The 18,306-nt window shown below is 48.6% G+C and carries 16 protein-coding genes and 1 pseudogene; 10 read left to right on the plus strand and 7 right to left on the minus strand.

The annotated features are described in order from the left end of the window. Window positions 1-15: 15 nt before the first annotated feature. Window positions 16-2,346, minus strand: a complete 2,331-nt coding sequence (locus HH682_RS11010) for a TonB-dependent receptor domain-containing protein (RefSeq protein ID WP_214237640.1) — start codon at window positions 2,344-2,346, stop codon at window positions 16-18. A gap of 244 nt (window positions 2,347-2,590) precedes the next feature. Between HH682_RS11010 and HH682_RS15840 the strand changes: the two genes are divergently transcribed. Further along, the gene (locus HH682_RS15840; RefSeq protein WP_214237602.1) at window positions 2,591-3,718 is read left to right on the plus strand and encodes a metallophosphoesterase; all 1,128 of its coding nucleotides are present in this window, start codon (window positions 2,591-2,593) and stop codon (window positions 3,716-3,718) included. Window positions 3,719-3,831: 113 nt separating this feature from the next. Further along, window positions 3,832-4,241, plus strand: a pseudogene (locus HH682_RS11020) (NUDIX hydrolase). Between the two features lie 192 nt (window positions 4,242-4,433). On the opposite strand, the gene HH682_RS11025 reads toward HH682_RS11020, so the two are convergent. Beyond that, on the minus strand, window positions 4,434-5,222 hold the full coding sequence (locus HH682_RS11025) for a helix-turn-helix transcriptional regulator (RefSeq protein WP_214237603.1): 789 nt from the start codon (window positions 5,220-5,222) through the stop codon (window positions 4,434-4,436). Between the two features lie 100 nt (window positions 5,223-5,322). Here HH682_RS11025 and HH682_RS11030 point away from each other — a divergent pair, with 100 nt between their 5' ends. Continuing rightward, complete coding sequence (locus HH682_RS11030) at window positions 5,323-6,093, plus strand: class I SAM-dependent methyltransferase (RefSeq protein WP_214237604.1); 771 nt, start codon at window positions 5,323-5,325, stop codon at window positions 6,091-6,093. Window positions 6,094-6,122: 29 nt separating this feature from the next. On the opposite strand, the gene HH682_RS11035 is transcribed toward HH682_RS11030, so the two are convergent. Together HH682_RS11035 and HH682_RS11040 are read right to left on the minus strand one after the other, a co-directional pair. After that, window positions 6,123-6,437 carry an ArsR/SmtB family transcription factor gene (locus HH682_RS11035; RefSeq protein ID WP_214237605.1) on the minus strand — a complete coding sequence of 105 codons (315 nt, stop codon included), beginning with the start codon at window positions 6,435-6,437 and terminating at the stop codon, window positions 6,123-6,125. Between the two features lie 13 nt (window positions 6,438-6,450). Next, the gene (locus tag HH682_RS11040) at window positions 6,451-7,572 is read right to left on the minus strand and encodes an alkene reductase (RefSeq protein ID WP_214237606.1); all 1,122 of its coding nucleotides are present in this window, start codon (window positions 7,570-7,572) and stop codon (window positions 6,451-6,453) included. 300 nt (window positions 7,573-7,872) lie between these two features. Between HH682_RS11040 and HH682_RS11045 the strand changes: the two genes are divergently transcribed. Further along, window positions 7,873-8,010 (plus strand): hypothetical protein, encoded by a 138-nt coding sequence (locus tag HH682_RS11045; RefSeq protein ID WP_214237607.1) that lies wholly within the window; start codon window positions 7,873-7,875, stop codon window positions 8,008-8,010. Between the two features lie 87 nt (window positions 8,011-8,097). Here the strand turns inward: HH682_RS11045 and HH682_RS11050 are convergent, their stop codons facing one another. Continuing rightward, a complete protein-coding gene (locus tag HH682_RS11050; RefSeq protein WP_214237608.1) occupies window positions 8,098-9,738 on the minus strand; it encodes a dihydroxyacetone kinase subunit DhaK in 1,641 nt (546 codons plus the stop codon). Window positions 9,739-9,915: 177 nt separating this feature from the next. On the opposite strand from HH682_RS11050, the gene HH682_RS11055 reads away from it, so the two are divergent. After that, window positions 9,916-10,794, plus strand: coding sequence for an SDR family oxidoreductase (locus HH682_RS11055; protein WP_420826207.1), 879 nt, complete (start codon window positions 9,916-9,918; stop codon window positions 10,792-10,794). 59 nt (window positions 10,795-10,853) lie between these two features. Here the strand turns inward: HH682_RS11055 and HH682_RS11060 are convergent, their stop codons facing one another. Continuing rightward, entirely contained in the window at window positions 10,854-11,534 is a 681-nt protein-coding gene (locus tag HH682_RS11060) for a YjbE family putative metal transport protein (RefSeq protein WP_214237609.1), read from the minus strand. Between the two features lie 204 nt (window positions 11,535-11,738). Between HH682_RS11060 and dalD the strand changes: the two genes are divergently transcribed. The 4 genes from dalD (at window position 11,739) to HH682_RS11080 (ending at window position 15,519) form a co-directional block, all read left to right on the plus strand. Next, window positions 11,739-13,145 (plus strand): D-arabinitol 4-dehydrogenase, encoded by a 1,407-nt coding sequence (gene dalD / locus HH682_RS11065; RefSeq protein ID WP_250318665.1) that lies wholly within the window; start codon window positions 11,739-11,741, stop codon window positions 13,143-13,145. Between the two features lie 4 nt (window positions 13,146-13,149). After that, window positions 13,150-13,623: a SemiSWEET family sugar transporter gene (locus HH682_RS11070; RefSeq protein ID WP_214237610.1), complete on the plus strand. Its 474-nt coding sequence runs from the start codon at window positions 13,150-13,152 to the stop codon at window positions 13,621-13,623. Between the two features lie 66 nt (window positions 13,624-13,689). Further along, on the plus strand, window positions 13,690-14,442 hold the full coding sequence (locus tag HH682_RS11075) for a YoaK family protein (protein ID WP_214237611.1): 753 nt from the start codon (window positions 13,690-13,692) through the stop codon (window positions 14,440-14,442). An 81-nt stretch (window positions 14,443-14,523) separates the two neighbouring features. Further along, window positions 14,524-15,519, plus strand: coding sequence for a cation diffusion facilitator family transporter (locus tag HH682_RS11080; protein ID WP_214237612.1), 996 nt, complete (start codon window positions 14,524-14,526; stop codon window positions 15,517-15,519). Here HH682_RS11080 and HH682_RS11085 read toward each other — a convergent pair. Next, entirely contained in the window at window positions 15,516-15,869 is a 354-nt protein-coding gene (locus HH682_RS11085; protein ID WP_214237613.1) for an ArsR/SmtB family transcription factor, read from the minus strand. The genes HH682_RS11080 and HH682_RS11085 overlap by 4 nt on opposite strands. A gap of 137 nt (window positions 15,870-16,006) precedes the next feature. On the opposite strand from HH682_RS11085, the gene HH682_RS11090 reads away from it, so the two are divergent. Next, window positions 16,007-18,280, plus strand: coding sequence for a heavy metal translocating P-type ATPase (locus tag HH682_RS11090; protein ID WP_214237614.1), 2,274 nt, complete (start codon window positions 16,007-16,009; stop codon window positions 18,278-18,280). Window positions 18,281-18,306 lie beyond the last annotated feature (26 nt).

Here is an 18,306-nt window from a genome sequence, read left to right on the forward strand (position 1 = left end):
AACCGGGGCTGAAAATTAGAAATCAATATTTAAGCCAAGTTGGAAGGTTCTTCCCGGCATAGTCGCTAGCGCGATATCCGCTTGATGCTGGGCATTATCGGTCGTTAAATCACGGCTACTCAAATAATCCCAATATTTACGGTTGGTCAGGTTATAAACACCACCACTCAGTTTCACCGTTGGTGTGACTCGCCAGTAAGCCGTCATATCCACCATGCCATAGCCAGGGATACGCAGATATTTACTGTTATCACTCTCTGTCGCACGATCGTTCGTCGTCGTATCACGGGTGGTTTGTTTCGCCTGTTTCCCCTTCACAAAAGTCGCCGTGACTGCCGCACCATAGCGTTGCGCCGGATCATCCCAGGCGACACCTATTACCGCTTTCATTGGTGCAACACTGTCTACATCGATATATTTATCGCCTTGCAGTGAAGATTTAGACATTCCTTTGGTGTACCCCAGAGCAAAACTTGTGCTTAAGCCACTCACCGTAGGGAACCATTCTCCATAATGAATTTTAGTCGTCAGCTCACCACCATAAATAAAGGCCTTATCACGATTTTCTGCTTGGAAAACGGTATAAATATTGGACGGTACATGGGTAAATTTGCTCGGTGAGCCGCTGCGTGTATAACGGTTATAGGCGATAAAATTATCGTAATCGTTATAGAACATCGACCCCTGGATATCGATTCCCGGTAGGGCTTGCCCCTTTATGCCCCACTCCAAGTCATTACTGGTCTCGGTCTTAAGGGAGTTGTTGCCAATCAAGGCATATTGTTGCGTACCGGCATAGCTTGAGCCTAAATTCCATGAACCGTAAAGCTGGCTCGCTTCTGGGAATTGCGCCCCCCGTTGGTAACGAATGTAGGTTAATAATTGCGGCGTCAGCGAGTATTCAAGGCCCAGCGACGGTAAGAGTTGTGTATCACTTTGGCGACTATAGAGCGTCGAAACACTCTCTTCGGTCAATACGCTGCTTCCAGCCGCTAAGCTGCCAAGATTACGGGGCTTATTTTTCATGTAGGTAGCACGGATACCGGGGGTGATCGCCACATGATGTCCCTGCCAGTCACCATTGATTTTATCCTCAATGAAACCGCCGAGTGTGGTCGTTTGGCTGTCCGCTTGCGGTTGCATCACACGGAAATACACCAGGGGTGCCGGAGATTGAGAAAAGGGTCGTTCAGTCCGTGTCATCTCACCATTTAAGCCAGCACGAATATCATGACGCCCAATCGTTTTTGCCAGTTCCGACGAAAAACCAAATTTATTGGTATTAAAATCAGACAGCGTTCGGGTCGGCATTAACATGTCACTCGGACCGAAAGTATTATCGTGCGCTTGTGTCTTCTGCCAATAAATACGGCTAGTTAACTGGTCCACCCACTGATTCAGCGGCGTATACTCATCTTGTAAGGCGACACCAAAGCGACGCGTCTGGCTCGACTGTTGGCTGGTCCCTATAACGTCCTTTCCTGATGAGTCCCACGTATCAAAGTGGGTATGGCTACTTTTTTGGTAGTAATTTCCACTGGTCGTCAGTTTATGTTCATCGTTTGGCTGCCAAATAGTGCTGGCAGCAAAGGCATCAGAATGCCAATTTTCTGGCCAAGCTTGATTCTTGCCTTGAGTCCTCGTCTCTTGCCCGTCACGTCGGCTATAAACAAAAATGCCTCGCAAAGCGTCATCGCCTGCCGCGGCGGTGATTCCATTATGCCAAGCACGATTTGCCGAGTCGTAATCAGTTTGGTAGCCGAAATAGTGTTGGCGCGAGGGAGATAAGTAATCATCAGCAGACTTTGAGTGGAAGGCCACTAGCCCACCCATCGCGGTATTCGGCTGCGACACAGCAGTCGCTCCAGCTTCAATATCCATCTGGCTTAAAAGATAAGGATCAATGTAGTCACGGCCAATACCAAAGCTATTCACCCCCGTTCGCCCAGCATAAGGCCGTCCAGTCGCTTGTGGCATCGATACCCCATCGACATCAATCCCCACACGGTTATTTTCTAAACCACGGATGTTGTAGCCGGTATATCCGCTGCGATCAAAGCCACTTTTTCCACTTCCTGACCCACCGCTGCTCCCCGTCGCACTGACCAAGGGTTGATAGCGCATGAGCGTACCAAAATCGTTAGAACCATTTTTTTGCATCTGCTGGGCACTGACGACCACTTTGTTATTGGCCTCAATTTTCGGCGTCGCACCGGTCACCACTAACGTATCGCGCTGTTTGGTTTGACCCGCGAGTGGAAGGTTGTCGGCTGCCGCCGTATAGCAGTAAAGACTACTGAGGCTAAGCGCCAAAACAGATAAGCAAGGACGAGTAGGTATGAGCATTACAGTCTGAGAGAGTTTACGCATAGAGCTGTGTATTCCTAAAGGTGCGGCAATTCGCAAAAGGTGACAAATAACTAGTATTAACGGCCTTTATTTTATTGAATACGAATCTATATTATAATGATAATTATTACCAATATCATTTGATATAAGGGTTAACTTTTTTTATTCTTTATCCTTTGCTTACATCGCCTTGGCGCAGTGCTACAGTAAGTGAATCGATACTATTTATCCTGGAGGCTCTGTGTTTGCTTGGATAACACTTTTACCCGCACTGTACATTGGTGGGCGATTTATCTTGCCACTCCCTCTTCCTCTCATACTTCGGCTGCTCTTTTTCATTGCTGTTGTGCTCGTGGCAGAGTGCCATCTTGTTTATAAATTTGTGTTTGGTAATCGTTTCGCGCCGGAATTCCCCCATGGGGTGATGGTCGCCATTAACTTTTTATTCGGATCCTTGATTGCCTTTACGCTGTTGCTGATCCTGTGCGACATCGTCAGTGCAGTTCAATTTGCTTTACGAGGAGCCTGGCCGACTCATCAAACCACCCGTTATGTCTTGTTATGCATTTCGCTCGTTACCGCAGGTTACGCCACCTACCAAGCGGTTAAGGTCCCTCGCGTTAAAACCGTGACCTTGACGCTACAAAATTTACCTAAAGCCTTTGAAGGGTATCGTGTTGTCCAGCTGACCGATTTGCATGCCAGTACCCTGTTTACCGGACGCTGGATGAAAAAAGTGGTCGACCGCACCAATCAGTTGCAAGCAGATGTGGTCCTTTTCACTGGGGATGTCGCGGACGGTAGTATCGAGAAGCGTTTTAACGATGTCGCTCCCCTTGCCGCGTTAGAGGCGAAACAGGGGTGTTTTGCTATTCCCGGTAACCACGAATACTATTCAGGCTACCCCGAATGGATGCAGCGTATGCAGCAGTTGGGATTTCATGAGTTGATTAACCGTTCGGTGACGATCGAAAAAGAAGGGCGTCGGCTCTATATTGCGGGCGTTACCGATGAAGCAGCGTTGCGTTACGGCCAAGCAGGCCCTAACTTGGAACAGGCTTTAGCGGGCGTCGATCGACAATCACCGATTATTCTGCTTGATCATCGCCCTGAAAATGCCCGTCAAAACCTGGCCGCCGGCGTTGCTTTGCAGCTTTCCGGCCATACCCATGGCGGGATGGTGTACGGCTTAGCAACACTAGTCAAACGGGCCAACCAAGGGTTCTCGTCAGGGCTCTATACGCTAAATAACCGCCACCTCTATGTCAGTAACGGAACGGGGCTATGGAATGGCTTCGCCTTACGGTTGGGCTACCCTTCAGAAATTACATTATTTATCTTAAAAAGCGATGAGGCACATACAGGGTAAAGCTCGATTGAGGTAGAGTGAGAATCTACCTCTCTTATCCTTTTGTATTTATCGCGGGTCGTATGACTCACTTTTCTCCCTTTTACCTTCACTAACCCTACTTAGGTGAAACAATGACGAATACTCATCAGATCACTATCGCCGCGGCGTTAATCATTGATGCGAATAAAAATGTCCTACTCGTGAGAAAACGCGGTACCTCTTTTTTTATGCAGCCAGGGGGCAAAATTGAGCAGGGTGAAACCCCAGAAGATGCGCTAATAAGAGAACTTTTCGAAGAGTTAAACTTGGTTGTAGAGAAAAAAGAGTTAGTGCCAATGGGCTGTTTTCACGACGTCGCAGCGAATGAAGCAAATCATCAGTTAACCGCGCATATGTTTCGAGTAGAAAAGGCGTCATTCGCCTTCGCCCCCGCTGCAGAAATAGAAGAAGCGATCTGCTGTCGGTAAAAGACTGCGAACACCTCTCCCTAGCCCCACTCACTCGATATCAGCTTTTACCCCTAATCGAGGCCAATCCATAATCTTGTGTATCACACTTTCTTATCAAACCAGAACGACGAAATTTGTGAGGAATAATGATCGGTTTTCATGAAATTATCGAAGTTTAATTCTCAGAAAAGCGCCTTCAACACTGGCTTGCGGGAAGATTGTCCTTGACACATTTTCCCGCAACCTCAACCGCGACTCGTCACGGGCTTACCAACGCATAAGGACTATACCTCCGACAACGGTATAAGCGTGACCAATTTGGTGCTGGGATCGGGGGCTAATTGCCACGTCGTTTGTTGATAATGAACTAGGCCCTGCTGCGGATGATGAAAACTACGTTGCCCACCCTCTCGTTGGATAACGTGATGTTTTTGCCACCATTCGGCAAACTCCCCACTCTGCTGCAATAAGCCATCGATAGTGGCTTTTAACGGTGCCGACTGTTCTAGATGAAGGGACTCTGCTCGTAACTCTGCCACAATCTGCTGCGCCCGCTCAGGCCAATCGACCACTACGTGGCGGGCTAAGGGATTCATAAAGATAAACTCAAGCATATTAGGAGAGGACTCTTCAGTTAACCAACCGCTAAATAACGCGGCCGCCTCTTGGTTCCACGCTACGACTTGCCATGCTGCATTCATGATATAGCAGGGTGTCGTCATCACCTGCACTATCGCCTTCACACTAGGCTCAGACGATAACGTTACGTGGTTAAGCGGATCAGTTAACCCCGCTAAACTAAACAAGTAAACACGCTCAGCCTTGGAGAGCTGTAAGGCCGTGGCAATACCACTTAGGCTACGCGGAGAGACCGTCATGCCCCTTCCCTGCTCGAGCCAGGTATACCATGTGGTGCTGACATAACTGAGCTGAGCCACTTCCTCTCGGCGTAATCCCGGAGTACGTCGCCGAGGGCCTTTTATTAATCCTGCACGCTCTGGACTGAGCTGCTCCCGTCTAAGACGCAAAAATTCTCCCAATTGTTTCGCTGGGTTCTCATGCTTCTCAGCCATAGCCTATTACCTCTTATACTAGGATAACTACAGGTATTGTACGGGTATAATAGGTTGTATAACTTAGTTTTACCAACCAGATAAATATGAAGAGGACTCTATGAACAATAGCGCGCATGCTCAACGTGTTACCGAGCAATTTAGTCCACAAGCCAGCGCCTATTTAACCAGTTCAGTGCATGCATCAGGTGAAGATTTACAGCGCCTGCAACAATGGCTAGCCCCCTTTAGCGATGCGCATATTTTAGATATCGGATGTGGCGCTGGCCATGCAAGCTTTACTGCCTCGCCTCTGGTCAGACAGGTCACGGCTTATGATCTGTCGGATGAGATGCTAAAGGTGGTTAAGGAGACCGCCGATAGCCGTGAATTGACCAATATTGACTGCCAGCAAGGTGTAGCCGAATCATTGCCTTTCGATAACCAGCAGTTTGACTGTGTGATCAGTCGCTACTCCGCCCATCATTGGCAAGATGTGCCACAGGCATTGCGTGAAGTCTTTCGTGTTTTAAAACCGGGAGGACAGCTCATTATGATGGATATCGCCTCACCGGGCGCACCGCTTTACGATATCTGGTTACAAAGTATTGAAGTGCTGCGTGATCCTTCCCATGTTCGTAACTATTCACCGGGTGAATGGCTACAAATGGCAACAGAAAGTGGCTTACGTATTGAACAGTTAGTGACAGGGCGACTGGCGCTGGATTTTCAGCAGTGGGTGACAAGAATGAAAACTCCGGCCGCTACCGTCGCGACGATTCGCACTTTACAGCAAGCGGTCTCCGGTCAGGTGCAGTCCTATTTTAAGTTACAGGACAACGGATCGTTCTCTACGGATACCTTGATGTTTTGCGCACAACGTCAAGGGTAAAAATAGGCAGCCGCCAAACGGCGGCTACGTTAAAGCTGCTGTAATTGCTGCGTGATAGTTTCCACCACTGCCTGGATGTTGCTATCGTTTCGGCGATAATAGGTCCATTTTCCGACTTTCTGTGCCTCAACCACCCCTAATTCATGTAACGATTTCAAACAGAGTGATATGGCCGGTTGTGAGAGCCCAGCCTTATCCTGAATTAAACTCGCACACACGCCATACTGTTCATACGGATACAGTTGGCTATAGGCGGCAAAGGCTACGTCCGGTTGCTTTAACCACGTCAGAATGGCCACCCTCAGTGGGTTGGCTAACAGTTTCATCGCATTTTCAGCAAGCATTGGCTCTTATCATTTATTCGTCGATGGCAGGATAATCAGTATACCCTCTCGCTGTCCCACCATACAAAGAACTTAGTTCGACATTATTCAAAGCCAAGTCACGTCGCAAGCGCTGGGGAAGATCAGGGTTGGCAATAAAGGTTCGTCCAAATCCGATTAAATCCGCCCAACCTTGTGATAACACGTGCTGCGCTTTTGCTTCATCGTAACGGCCCGCGACCATGATCACCGAGGTAAATGTCTTTCGTAGTGCTTCACGGAAACTCTCTGGTAAAGCGGGACTGTTGTCCCAATCGGCTTCCGCTATCGATAGATAACCGATTTTCATCTCGTTTAACATTTTAGCCGCAGTCAGGTAGGTTTCTGCCGGATCCGATTCAACTAAGCCCAAGTAAACGCGATCTTCCTCGGTAGTGGAAAATAATGGCGAGAAACGTACCCCTATCCGACCGCTATCAAATACTGTCGAGATCGCTTCGACGATCTCTTTAAGAAAACGCAGTCGATTCGTCAAACTACCGCCATACTGGTCGGTCCGAAAATTGGTGTGTTCCGAAAGAAATTGGTTTATCAAATAGCCATTTGCCGCATGTAATTCAATTCCATCAAACCCCGCTTGCTTGGCATTTACTGCGGCTTGCCGGTACAGTTCAACCAACTGAGGGATTTCTTGCGTACTGAGTGCTTGCGGTTCACTTGGGGCGACAAGCTCGCCTTCACCGGGTGCGGTTTCAACGAAGACCCTCACATTGGTCGCGGCAACCGCTGAAGGGGCTATAGGTGGCTGCTGGTGAGGTTGTAAGGCGCGATGAGAGACGCGCCCTACATGCCATAACTGACAGAATAGGGTTCCACCCTGCGCTTTAACGGCATCAATCACTTTTTGCCAACCGGCGATTTGTTCAGCGCTATGGATCCCGGGTGTCCAGGCGTATCCCTGCCCCCGCGGCTCGATTTGCGTACCTTCTGTTACCATAAACCCTGCGCTGGCACGTTGCCTATAGTAGTCACGCATCATCTCATTCGGAATATTACCGGGCTGGGCACTGCGACAGCGTGTTAAGGGTGGAAGCGCAATACGATTTCGTAGAGGTATTCCCCCCAACTCAAGTGGGGTAAAAAGTGTAGGTTGCATGGCGATCCCGTTTAGCGATAAATTTCCGCTTATTATATTTATACATTTAAATATGTAAATATATTAGACGAAAATCCTTTTCTTCTTCCGTATTCATTCCTCTGCTACCTAAGGATCATTTTGGTGCAAAAACGCAGAATTTTCAGGGTTATTTTTACAGAATAGTGACGGTTGTTAATTAAATTGATTGATTATATGAATGGAATTCTTAATGTATTGCTAAGTGTAAAGTAGACTTGTTTCTCTCTATAAGTTCGCTATGCTGAGAATGTAGTGACTTTTTGGTACTGGAGGGAAATCATGACTAGACGCCATTTTACGCTCGCATTTGAAATCGGTTCCATTGCAATTTTTGCTATTATCTTAGCTTTTTTTGGTTATTGCGCAGTCCATGCTTATTTAGGTCTTGGGGATCAGTTTCCTCATTTAGACGTCTAATATAATGGTATAGCGGTATCTCACCGCTATACCATTAGTTCTCATCACCGCCATTTCCTGACGGTTAATGATTAATATTATTTATTCTTAATCCTTTAACTGCTCAAACACTTTACTCACCGCACAAGCGCCTGGGTCCATATGCCCTTTCAAGCTCTCGGCATTTAAATAAGATGAGCGTCCGGCCTTAGCTTTTTCCATTTTTTTAGTCGACTCCGCTCCAGAGGTTGCAGCGTTACTGACTTCTGACCAGCTTTTCCCTGCTTCCATGGCTTCAAAGGCCGGCTGTAGCGCATCAATCATTGTGCGATCACCTTGATCTGCTCCGCCATAATCTTTCGTTTTCTTGAGTCCCGCCAGTAAGCTAGCGCCCAAATTTTTGGCGTCAGGATGCGACGCGGCCGCAGCACTAAAAAGCAGAGAAAGTAACACGCCTCCGGATCCTCCCATTGGGGTAGTGATCTTCTCACCTAACCAATGTAACAGCGCTTGTGGCTCGTTTAAGGGGAGTTTTTTCTGTTTCAGGGCTTTCAGCACATAGTTCGCCCCAGTGGCCAAGGTTGATCCGGTATCACCGTCTCCGACTTGTCCATCTAATTTATTGAGTGCGTCTTCGTTATCGATCAATGCTTGGCAAATACGTTTTACCACGTCGGCGACCTGTGCATTCTGTGAAGGTTTTCCCACTTCTATATTGGGCAGGGAGTCGGCTTCTTGCCACTGCATAGGTTGGGCAGGGCTGATTGGTATCCACCCAGCAACAGTCACCGGGGCTTCCAATGCCGTCAGTAACTGATCATCTAATGGCAAGACGGTAAGAGACAGCCCTTTCATATCCAGTGCGCTGACAAGGGTACCCGGACCTTGGAGATAACTCACTCGATCGGCAAGTGGCGTATGTAAAACTTCCTGCGCGGCAAGCGTCAACTCTAGAACCGAAAGTCCCCCTAGGTTATTAATCAGCAACAGCAGGTTATCTTCTTCGCCCAGGTGTTTGAGTAAATTTTTTGCGAGCTGTTTTGCAATCTTGCTACTGTTTTGGGTATCCAATGTCGCTACCCCATGTTCGCCATGGATCCCCATACCCAGCTCACTTTTTCCTGTAGGAATCCCTTCTGACTCATCACTACCAGGTAGGTGGCAGGCAGAGAGAGCAACCCCTATTGTGGCAACCTTATCCAGCATCTTTTGGGTATGATCAACAATCTGTTTTAATGATTTTCCTTTCTCGGCGTAGTAGCCGGCCACTTTGTGCGCCAGTATCGTGCCCGCTAATCCACGAGGCTGAGGATTTTTCGGTAGTGAAATATCATCTTTCACCAGCACCATTTCGACCTTAAAACCTAACGCCCGTGCTTTTTCTGCCGCTAACCCAAAATTAAGGCGATCCCCGGTATAATTTTTTACCACTAAGAGGCATCCCGCTTTCCCACTGACCGTGACGATGGCATGTAAAATAGCCTCGACACCGGGTGAGGCAAAAATATCGCCGCACACCGCCGCCGTCAGCATTCCTTTTCCAACAAAACCGACATGCATCGGCTCATGCCCCGAACCACCACCGGAGATAATTGCCACTTTGGATTTATCCCAATCTCGACGCACAACAATGCGCAGACCATCGTCCGTTTTCAGTCGAGCTAAGTTTTGATGGGGAGAAGTACGAATAAGGCCTTCTATTGCTTGATCGACGATTGTTGCTTTTTTATTGAATAAAAAGTGGCTCACCGGAGGCTCCTTGAAAGTGATTGTCGGCTTAGTAAGTGTGGCTAATAATGATAATTTCGTGGCTTTCCCCCGTACCATTAGTGATCATGATCACAAAATAAATTGGATAAACGGGCAGCAAACCGCTCAATTATAACTACCCTTAGCGGAGGTTCTTTTTTCACAGTAAGGGAGTTAATGATGCCAACAGAGAAAACACGTTTTCCACGCCCGCCTTTTGACAAACAGCCTCAGCAATTTCCTGGCTTAGCTTCTGCAATGCACCCACTGCCGGATCATGGTGAAAAAAGCTATAAGGGACACAATCGCTTAGTGGGCAAAAAAGCCCTGATCACTGGCGGCGATTCAGGAATTGGCCGTGCAGTCGCTATCGCTTATGCTCGCGAGGGTGCCGATGTGGCGATTAACTATCTTCCGGCAGAAGAGAGTGATGCCCAACAGGTAATCGAGCTGATCCGAGCAGAGGGTCGCAAAGCTATTGCCATTCCTGGCGATATCACTGACGAGGGTTTTTGCCAAACACTGGTCGACAAGGCGGTACAGGAGCTCGGAGGCTTAGATATTTTGGTCAATAATGCCGGTCGCCAACAATTTTGCGAAAGCATTAGTGAACTGACTACTGAGTCGTTCGATGCCACCTTTAAAACCAACGTTTACGCACCTTTTTGGATTACCCGTGCAGCGGTTGCGCATTTAGGCGAAGGCGCGGCGATCATCAATACGTCTTCCGTTCAGGCCTTTAAACCTAGCGACATTCTGCTCGATTACGCACAAACCAAAGCTTGTAACATCGCTTTTACTAAAGCGTTAGCAAAACAGTTAGGACCGAAAGGTATTCGCGTCAATGCTGTCGCGCCTGGCCCTTATTGGACAGCATTACAAGTCTGTGGTGGACAACCCCAAGAAAAAGTCGCGCATTTCGGTGAGGAGGCTCCCCTAGCACGCCCCGGCCAACCGGTTGAGATTGCGCCGCTATACGTCACACTCGCGTCAGATGAGAACTCGTTTGCCTCTGGCCAAGTCTGGTGTTCTGATGGTGGAACCGGCACGGCATAATGTGTGTTAATCGATAAAAAAGGGTGAATCACCTTAGTGGCTGATTCACCCTATTACCGCTAAGCGGTTTTGCGTGTTGTAAACCAACCGATAATGAAGATAAGCAGCGCGCAAATCCCGCCTGCACAATGCTCATAAAACGCTAGGTCTTTACCTGCCACGTAAGGATGCAGCAACGGATCGGTTAGTAACATGCTACCGGCAATCCAACCAATTAATGCCCCACCCACCAAAACAATAACTGGCCAGCGATCCAATAAGTGCAGTACCAAACGACTGCCAGCGACAATAATCGGGATACTTAACAATACGCCTACCGCTACGATCACTAAGTGACCGCGGCCTGCTGCAGCCACCGCTAACACATTATCCAATGACATGATGACATCGGCGATGGTGATGGTAAGTGCCGTTTTCCAGAGGCTTGAAGAGGTTTTACCCTGCTCGTCCCCATCCTCTTCACCTGACACTAGCTTATAGCCGATCCATAACAGCAACAGACCCCCTATTAGCTTCAGTCCTGGTAGGGTTAACAGGTAAACGGCGACCACTAAAAGAACAATCCGTGCCACGATAGCGCCTAGCGTACCAATGATAATCGCTTTACGACGTAAGTTTTCCGGTAATCCACGACAAGCCATTGCGATAACAACAGCGTTATCACCGCCCAATAATAAATCAATTAACAGGATCTGCGCTAAGATAGCGACCCAATCCCAATGCTGGAAAATTTCACCCATAATATCCTCGAAGCAGTACCAAACCTGTCTATAATTAAGTTAGGCTACTGTTTATCAAAATTTGTTACAAAGTAAAGCCTTAGTTATCCCTCACCCGTAATTCACCACTTATTTCGGCCTAAAACTTTGCATTTTGACTAATTGTGCTATGGTTACCAGTAACATTCTAACGTAACAATTGTCGATTGCGACTAAGGATGCCCTTTGCAAACACCTACACTGGTTACACCCTCTGTTCATTCAACGTGGCTGCATTTAGGCGCGGGAGCTTTCCATCGAGCTCACCAAAGTTGGTACCTCAATCAGCTGCATAAACTCGGTGATACGCGTTGGTCATTAGCCCTCGGTAATATCCGTAACAGTTCAAGCCAAGCGACTCTCGATCAACTCGGCCACCAACAAGGTGTCTATACGCTGGAAGTGATTAGCCCTGATGGCGACATCGATTACCAAACTATTACCTCAATTAAAACGGTGATCCCTTGGGACACTAAATTAGCGCAGCTTATTCACGTCGGCGCAGACCCGGAAACAAAGCTAATCTCTTTTACCGTCACGGAAGGCGGCTATTTCCTGAAAGATGATGGACACCTTGACCTCGAACATCCCGTCATCGTTCAGGAGCTGACCGATCCCAGCAATATTGCCACGGTCTATGGCGTTCTCGTTGCGATCTTGCGTGAACGCTTAGCCACGCAAGCCGGGCCAGTCACCTTACTCAATTGCGATAATCTGCGTCATAACGGAGACTGTTTACGTACCGGGCTGAATGAGTACATTGCTGCAGTGGGCGATAAAGCGTTAGCCGCATGGTGTGACACCGCGATCAGCACGCCAAATAGCATGGTCGACCGTATCACCCCTAAAAGTGATGATGCACTACAACAGCGTTTGGTGGATCAAGGAATCAATAATGATCAGGTGCCGGTCGCCTGCGAAGCCTTCTCGCAATGGGTCATTGAAGATGACTTCATCGCGGGTCGCCCTGAGCTAGAGCGTGTTGGCGTTGAATTTGTGGAGGATGTAATTCCTTTCGAAGAGGCCAAGATTCGAGTATTGAATGCCAGTCATAGCGGCATAGCTTGGGCCGGTGCGTTACTCGGCGCACACGCTATTGATGAGAGCCTCACTCCTCAGGTACGTGAATGGATCCGCGATTATATCGCGCAAGACGTCAGCGCGGCGCTGCCTAAAGGGCCGATCAACCTTGATGACTATTGCACGACCACCCTGCACCGTTTTAGTAATGCCAAGGTACGAGATACCAACCAGCGCGTCTCGTCCGACAGTATTGCAAAATTACAGCAATTTATTTTGCCGACGCTGAAAACTCGCTACCAACAAGGTGACGTTCCTAAAGCCACTCTTGTGTTAGTCGCGCTATGGTATCTGTTTATGCAACGCCGCGCGGCCGGAATGCTTCCTTTCGAATATCAAGATCGGGCGATAGGCAGTGTCCCCTTCGATCACATTTTTGCTGAACAGGATAGTCTCAAAGCGTTTGCGCAATCCTCTAGCTTGATGGGAAGCTTAGCTGAACATCCGACGTTTACTGAGGATTTACGTGATGTGGTCAAGCAGGTCGAAAAAACGTTAGAGGAATCACTCTAATATCATGAAAAATATAATTATTGTAGCAATTACTATCGCTTTAGCCCTACTGTCGATTGCCGTGCTTACTCCTTGGCCTGTTTGGCTGGGGACGTTGGCGGCGTGGGTAACGACTGGCTCCTTTTGCCTTCAAGTTCTACACATTGTTAAGAATAAAGAAACTAAAGCCCTCTCTTTGGGTATGTGGTCGGCACTGTTCTTCGGTGTCGCCTGTTGGACTGGCTATGGTTTCCGCGTTCATGATATTCCCGTCATGATGGCTAACGGTGTTACCGCCCTGCTAGCCATAACCGTCATTGGCTTAAAATTATGGTTAGAACGTCCACGATTAATAAAACGTGGACGACGTATTCGTCGGATGCATCGTGTTGTATTAAAACCACGAATACATAGTCTGCGTCCTTTACAACGAACGCTTAACGCACGTGCGGCTAAGAAAAGTAAGAAAAATCAGTCTGCTGCTGAACTTACTGAGTAATTAGGTGCCTTCCTTATTAGAATATCGCTCATTGTAAAGCTCCTACTTTGATAGGGAAGGTAAATTATGCTTATAGATAAAAAGTCTGGCCGTACCGGTAATGAAGATCGCCAGCTTGCTATCGCGTTAGCTGGGTGTGCAGGTATGCTTAACGTGCTGGCATTAGGGGCATTTGGTCTTTTCCCCTCCAATATGACAGGTAATGCGACGCAACTTTCTCAAGAATTGCTGCAGTGGGACAAACTCGAAATGATCCCGCTCATTTTACTGCTCACTTGCTTTCTTTCCGGCGCATTTACTTCTCGTGTTGCCGTCTCCTTGGCTAAAAAAGCGAATCTGCGGACGATTTACGCTCATATCCTTTTGGTTGAAGGGTTACTCCTGATTGCACCGGTTGTGATTGGCTTTTGGTACCCACAGAATCTACAACATGGCTACTACATTTTTGGCCTAAGCTTCCTGCTCGGTGTGCATAACGCCACCTCTACACAGCTCTCTCAAGGTAAAGTCCGAACCACGCATGTTACGGGAACCTTAACCGATGCCGGGATTGTACTGGCTAATTTATTGCTGCACCCGATCATGCGCCATCCCCCCGCACAAATGAAGCAGTTCCGCTATCTGCTCAGTGTGTATGTCACGTCATTTATTTCGTTCTTTACCGGTGGACTGATCGGTATTCTCGGCTATGAATGGTTAGGGATGAACGCCTTTATTTTAGCCGGTGCTATCCTACTTGCCGTCTCCTTACTCAGCTTGATTCGTGTAGTGTGTCGTAAACGGACCAAAGCTTTTCAAGGCTGCTCAATACAACGATAACCAGAAATACCCCTTTCTCTCCTGCTCGCTATATATTAATATGTATTCATATGTTCATTTATTATTTATAGCGAGGCAGCAATGTCATCTCACTCTCACCACGATGATCATGACCACCATGACCACCATGACCATTCTCATGTTCCAAAAGTGAATCAAGCCAATCAAAAGAAAGTACTGCTCTCTTTTGTATTGATTTTTACCTTTATGATTGTCGAACTGGTGGGCGGTCTGTATGCCGGATCACTCGCCTTGATCGCCGATGCCGGGCATATGTTGACCGATGCATTCGCTTTAGCGCTGGCGTGGGCCGCCTTTTATTTTGGTCAGCGCCAACCCAATAACCGCCTGACCTTTGGTTATATTCGATTTGAAGTACTGGCGAGTTTATTTAACGCCATGACACTGTTTTTAATTGCGTTTTTTATCATTTACGAAGCATGGCAACGCCTTACTACGCCGGCCAACGTTATGCCTTGGCCAATGTTTATTGTCGCCTGTGCCGGACTGTTCATCAATCTTCTTGTTTTATGGATTATGACACGTGGCGAAACCGAAAACGTCAATATTAAAGGCGTTATCCTGCATGTCATGGGGGACTTACTCGGCTCCTTCGCGGCGATTATTGCTGCAGTAGTGATTGGACTCACCGGATGGGCCCCTATTGACCCGATACTCTCGGTGGTGGTAGCACTATTAATCCTGCGAGGGGCTTGGAAGTTGATACGAAAAACGTCGCATATTCTGCTGGAAGGAGCCCCAGATGAGGCCGCCCCGACGCTGATCCGTACTCATCTTCTGGAACATGTTTCAGGTCTGAGCGATGTTTCACATATTCATGTCTGGCAAATCAGCACTGGCTTTACACTGGCGACCCTACATATTCGAGCGGTGGAAGATGCACAGGCGAAACAGGTGGTTCGTGCGGTGGAAGTTGCCTTGCAGGAAAAATTCTCTATCGGCCACAGCACTATTGCGATCGATTGGGCCGATGAGCCTTCTACGCCAAATTGTTTATTAAGTGATGTGGTCGCCCACGGTGACTCTAGCGGCACCGCTCATCCCCACTCCCATTAGTCTTGCACGGGCTCTTCCGTCAAGTGAATAGCCATATCCCGCAAAACATGGCTGACATGGTTGTCGGCCACACGGTAATAGACATGGCGAGCATTGCGCTCGCCAATCACTAACCGAGCAGCTTTTAATAGCCGTAAATGGTGACTCACCAAGGATTGTGAAAGCTGTAAAGCTTCTGCAATATCATTCACCGCCGCCGGGTGGGTCAGGCACTGAAGCAAAATACGCAGACGTGAGGGATCACCCAATAATTTAAACGTGTCAGCAAGCAGAGCAATATCTTGGCTACTCAATACAGGTAATGGGGGATGCTCTACGGTTTGCTGCTCAATACATGGATCAGTACGCATAGTCTGTTCCCTAACAAGTGCTCTCTTCATACCTAATATTACAGCTTAGATAGCAAAGTGCGTCCAGCTTTTCCTCACTTGACCTTTCCCTTGCAGGAAGCTGTAGGCTAGGCTTACTTGAACAGGAGGAGTTCATCATGTCTAGTCAATCATCCGCATCTCGCCATTCCCGCTCAACCCTACAACTGACGGTTGAGGGAATGTCTTGTGCAAGCTGTGTCGGACGTGTTGAGCGCGTATTAGCGGCTCAACCCGGCGTTGAACAAGCAACTGTTAACTTAGCGACTGAGCGCGCAACCATCGTAGGAGAGGTTGAAGGCGAAAGCGTGGCTCAAGCGGTCACCGCAGCGGGATATCCAGCGAAAATATTCGTCGATGCGGCCCAGACCCGTGCCTTACAACAACAAAAAAAGCAGCAACATATCCAAGCACTTAAGCATAACGTCTTGATTGCCGTTGTACTGACACTGCCCATCTTTTTAGTCGAGATGGCGATGCACCTTAGCCACGATATAGATCGCTGGATGGATCACGTCCTCCCCACACCAGGACGTTGGCATGTAGAAGCCCTCCTTTCAACACTGGTGCTGCTTGGACCTGGTCGACAATTCTATCGCCTCGGTTTGCCCGCCCTATGGCATCGCGCACCTGATATGAACACGTTGGTGGCGATAGGAACCCTTGCCGCATGGGGCTATTCACTGTTTGCCACCTTCACCCCTCAGTGGCTGCCAGCCCAAAGTGTCCATGTCTATTATGAAGCGGCGGCGATGATTGTCTGTTTGGTGTTAATTGGACGACTACTCGAAGCACGCGCAAAAGGAAAAACCTCACAAGCCCTGCAACGACTACTACAACTCCAGCCCAATGTGGCCCACCGTTGGCATAACGAGCAAAGTGAAGAGGTTGCCACCGAGAGTTTAGTCCTTGGTGATATCGTCGAGGTAAGACCGGGCGAGAAGATCCCCATCGACGGTGAAGTTGTCTCGGGGAATAGCCATGTTGAAGAATCGATGATTACCGGCGAACCCTTAGCGGTGCGAAAAAAACCGGGAGACGTGCTGACAGGCGGTACCCTAAATCAACAAGGCTATTTACGCTTTCAAGTAACCGCCACCGGTGAGCAGACTGTGCTTGCGCAGATCGTTCAGGCGGTAGAACAGGCACAAGCCGCCAAACTCCCTATCCAAGGTCTGGTCGATAAAATCACCCTTAGGTTTGTTCCGGTTGTGTTTGTGGCAGCGTTAATCACCTTGCTCGGTTGGCTCTATTTTGCGCCACAAGGGGGGATAAGTCTTGCCATCGTCAATGCTGTTGCCGTGCTGATTATTGCTTGCCCCTGTGCTATGGGGCTGGCGACGCCGACCTCAATCATGGTGGCAACTGGTCGAGCGGCAGAAAAAGGGATCTTGTTCCGCCAAGGTCAAGCCTTACAGCAGTTACGTGAGACGACACTTATCGCTTTCGATAAGACAGGTACCTTGACCGAAGGACGGCCTGCGTTGACGGATATACAGCCTGTCAACGGTTTTACGGCGCAACAGCTTTTAACCTATGCCGCCGCGGTAGAACGTTACTCTGAGCATCCTCTGGCGAGTGCGGTGGTGAATGCCGCGAAAGCGCAACAGCTTGACCCCTTACCCGCGACGGATTTCACCACCAATAGTGGGATGGGTGTGAGTGCTAAGGTTAATGAGCGGCTGGTACATATCGGTGCTCAGCGTTATCTCGACAGTCTGGCTATTGATGGTACTGCTCTCAAGTCGCTGGCGACACAGTACGCCGAGCAGGGGAAAACTCCCTTCTATATTGCGATTGACCAGCAACTGGCGGGATTGGTCGCCGTTGCCGATCCGATAAAAGCGTCCAGCCAAGCAGTGGTGAGTCAGTTACAGGCTCAAGGGATCACCGTGGCGATGGTCACTGGAGATAACCGTCTGACCGCGCAGGCGGTCGCTAAACAGTTAGCCATCAGCGAAGTGGTTGCCGACGTAAAACCACAAGGAAAGGTCGAGGCGATCCAAGGATGGCAACAGCGCTTTACCCGCGTCAGTTTCGTTGGGGATGGGATAAATGATGCCCCTGCCTTGGCGGCGGCTGATGTGGGTATTGCCTTGGGGAGCGGCACTGACATTGCGATAGAGTCGGCGGATGTGGTGTTGATGTCCGATACGCTCAATAACGTGCTCAACGCGCTACATGTCTCCCAGGCAACAATGACCAATATTCATCAAAATCTCTTTTGGGCGTTTATCTACAACTTAGTGTTAATACCTGTGGCGGCGGGTGCGCTCTATCCCTATTTTGGGATTCAGCTTTCACCGATCTTGGCGGCCGGGGCGATGGCGCTCTCAAGCGTATTTGTGTTGGGCAATGCATTACGATTAAAACGGACTACTTTTATCCATTAAATAAAAAAAGCCCTGAATCGTAAAAC

Origin of the sequence: Rosenbergiella gaditana, assembly GCF_018494065.1 — a bacterium.
GTDB classification, from domain to species: Bacteria; Pseudomonadota; Gammaproteobacteria; order Enterobacterales; family Enterobacteriaceae; genus Rosenbergiella; species Rosenbergiella gaditana.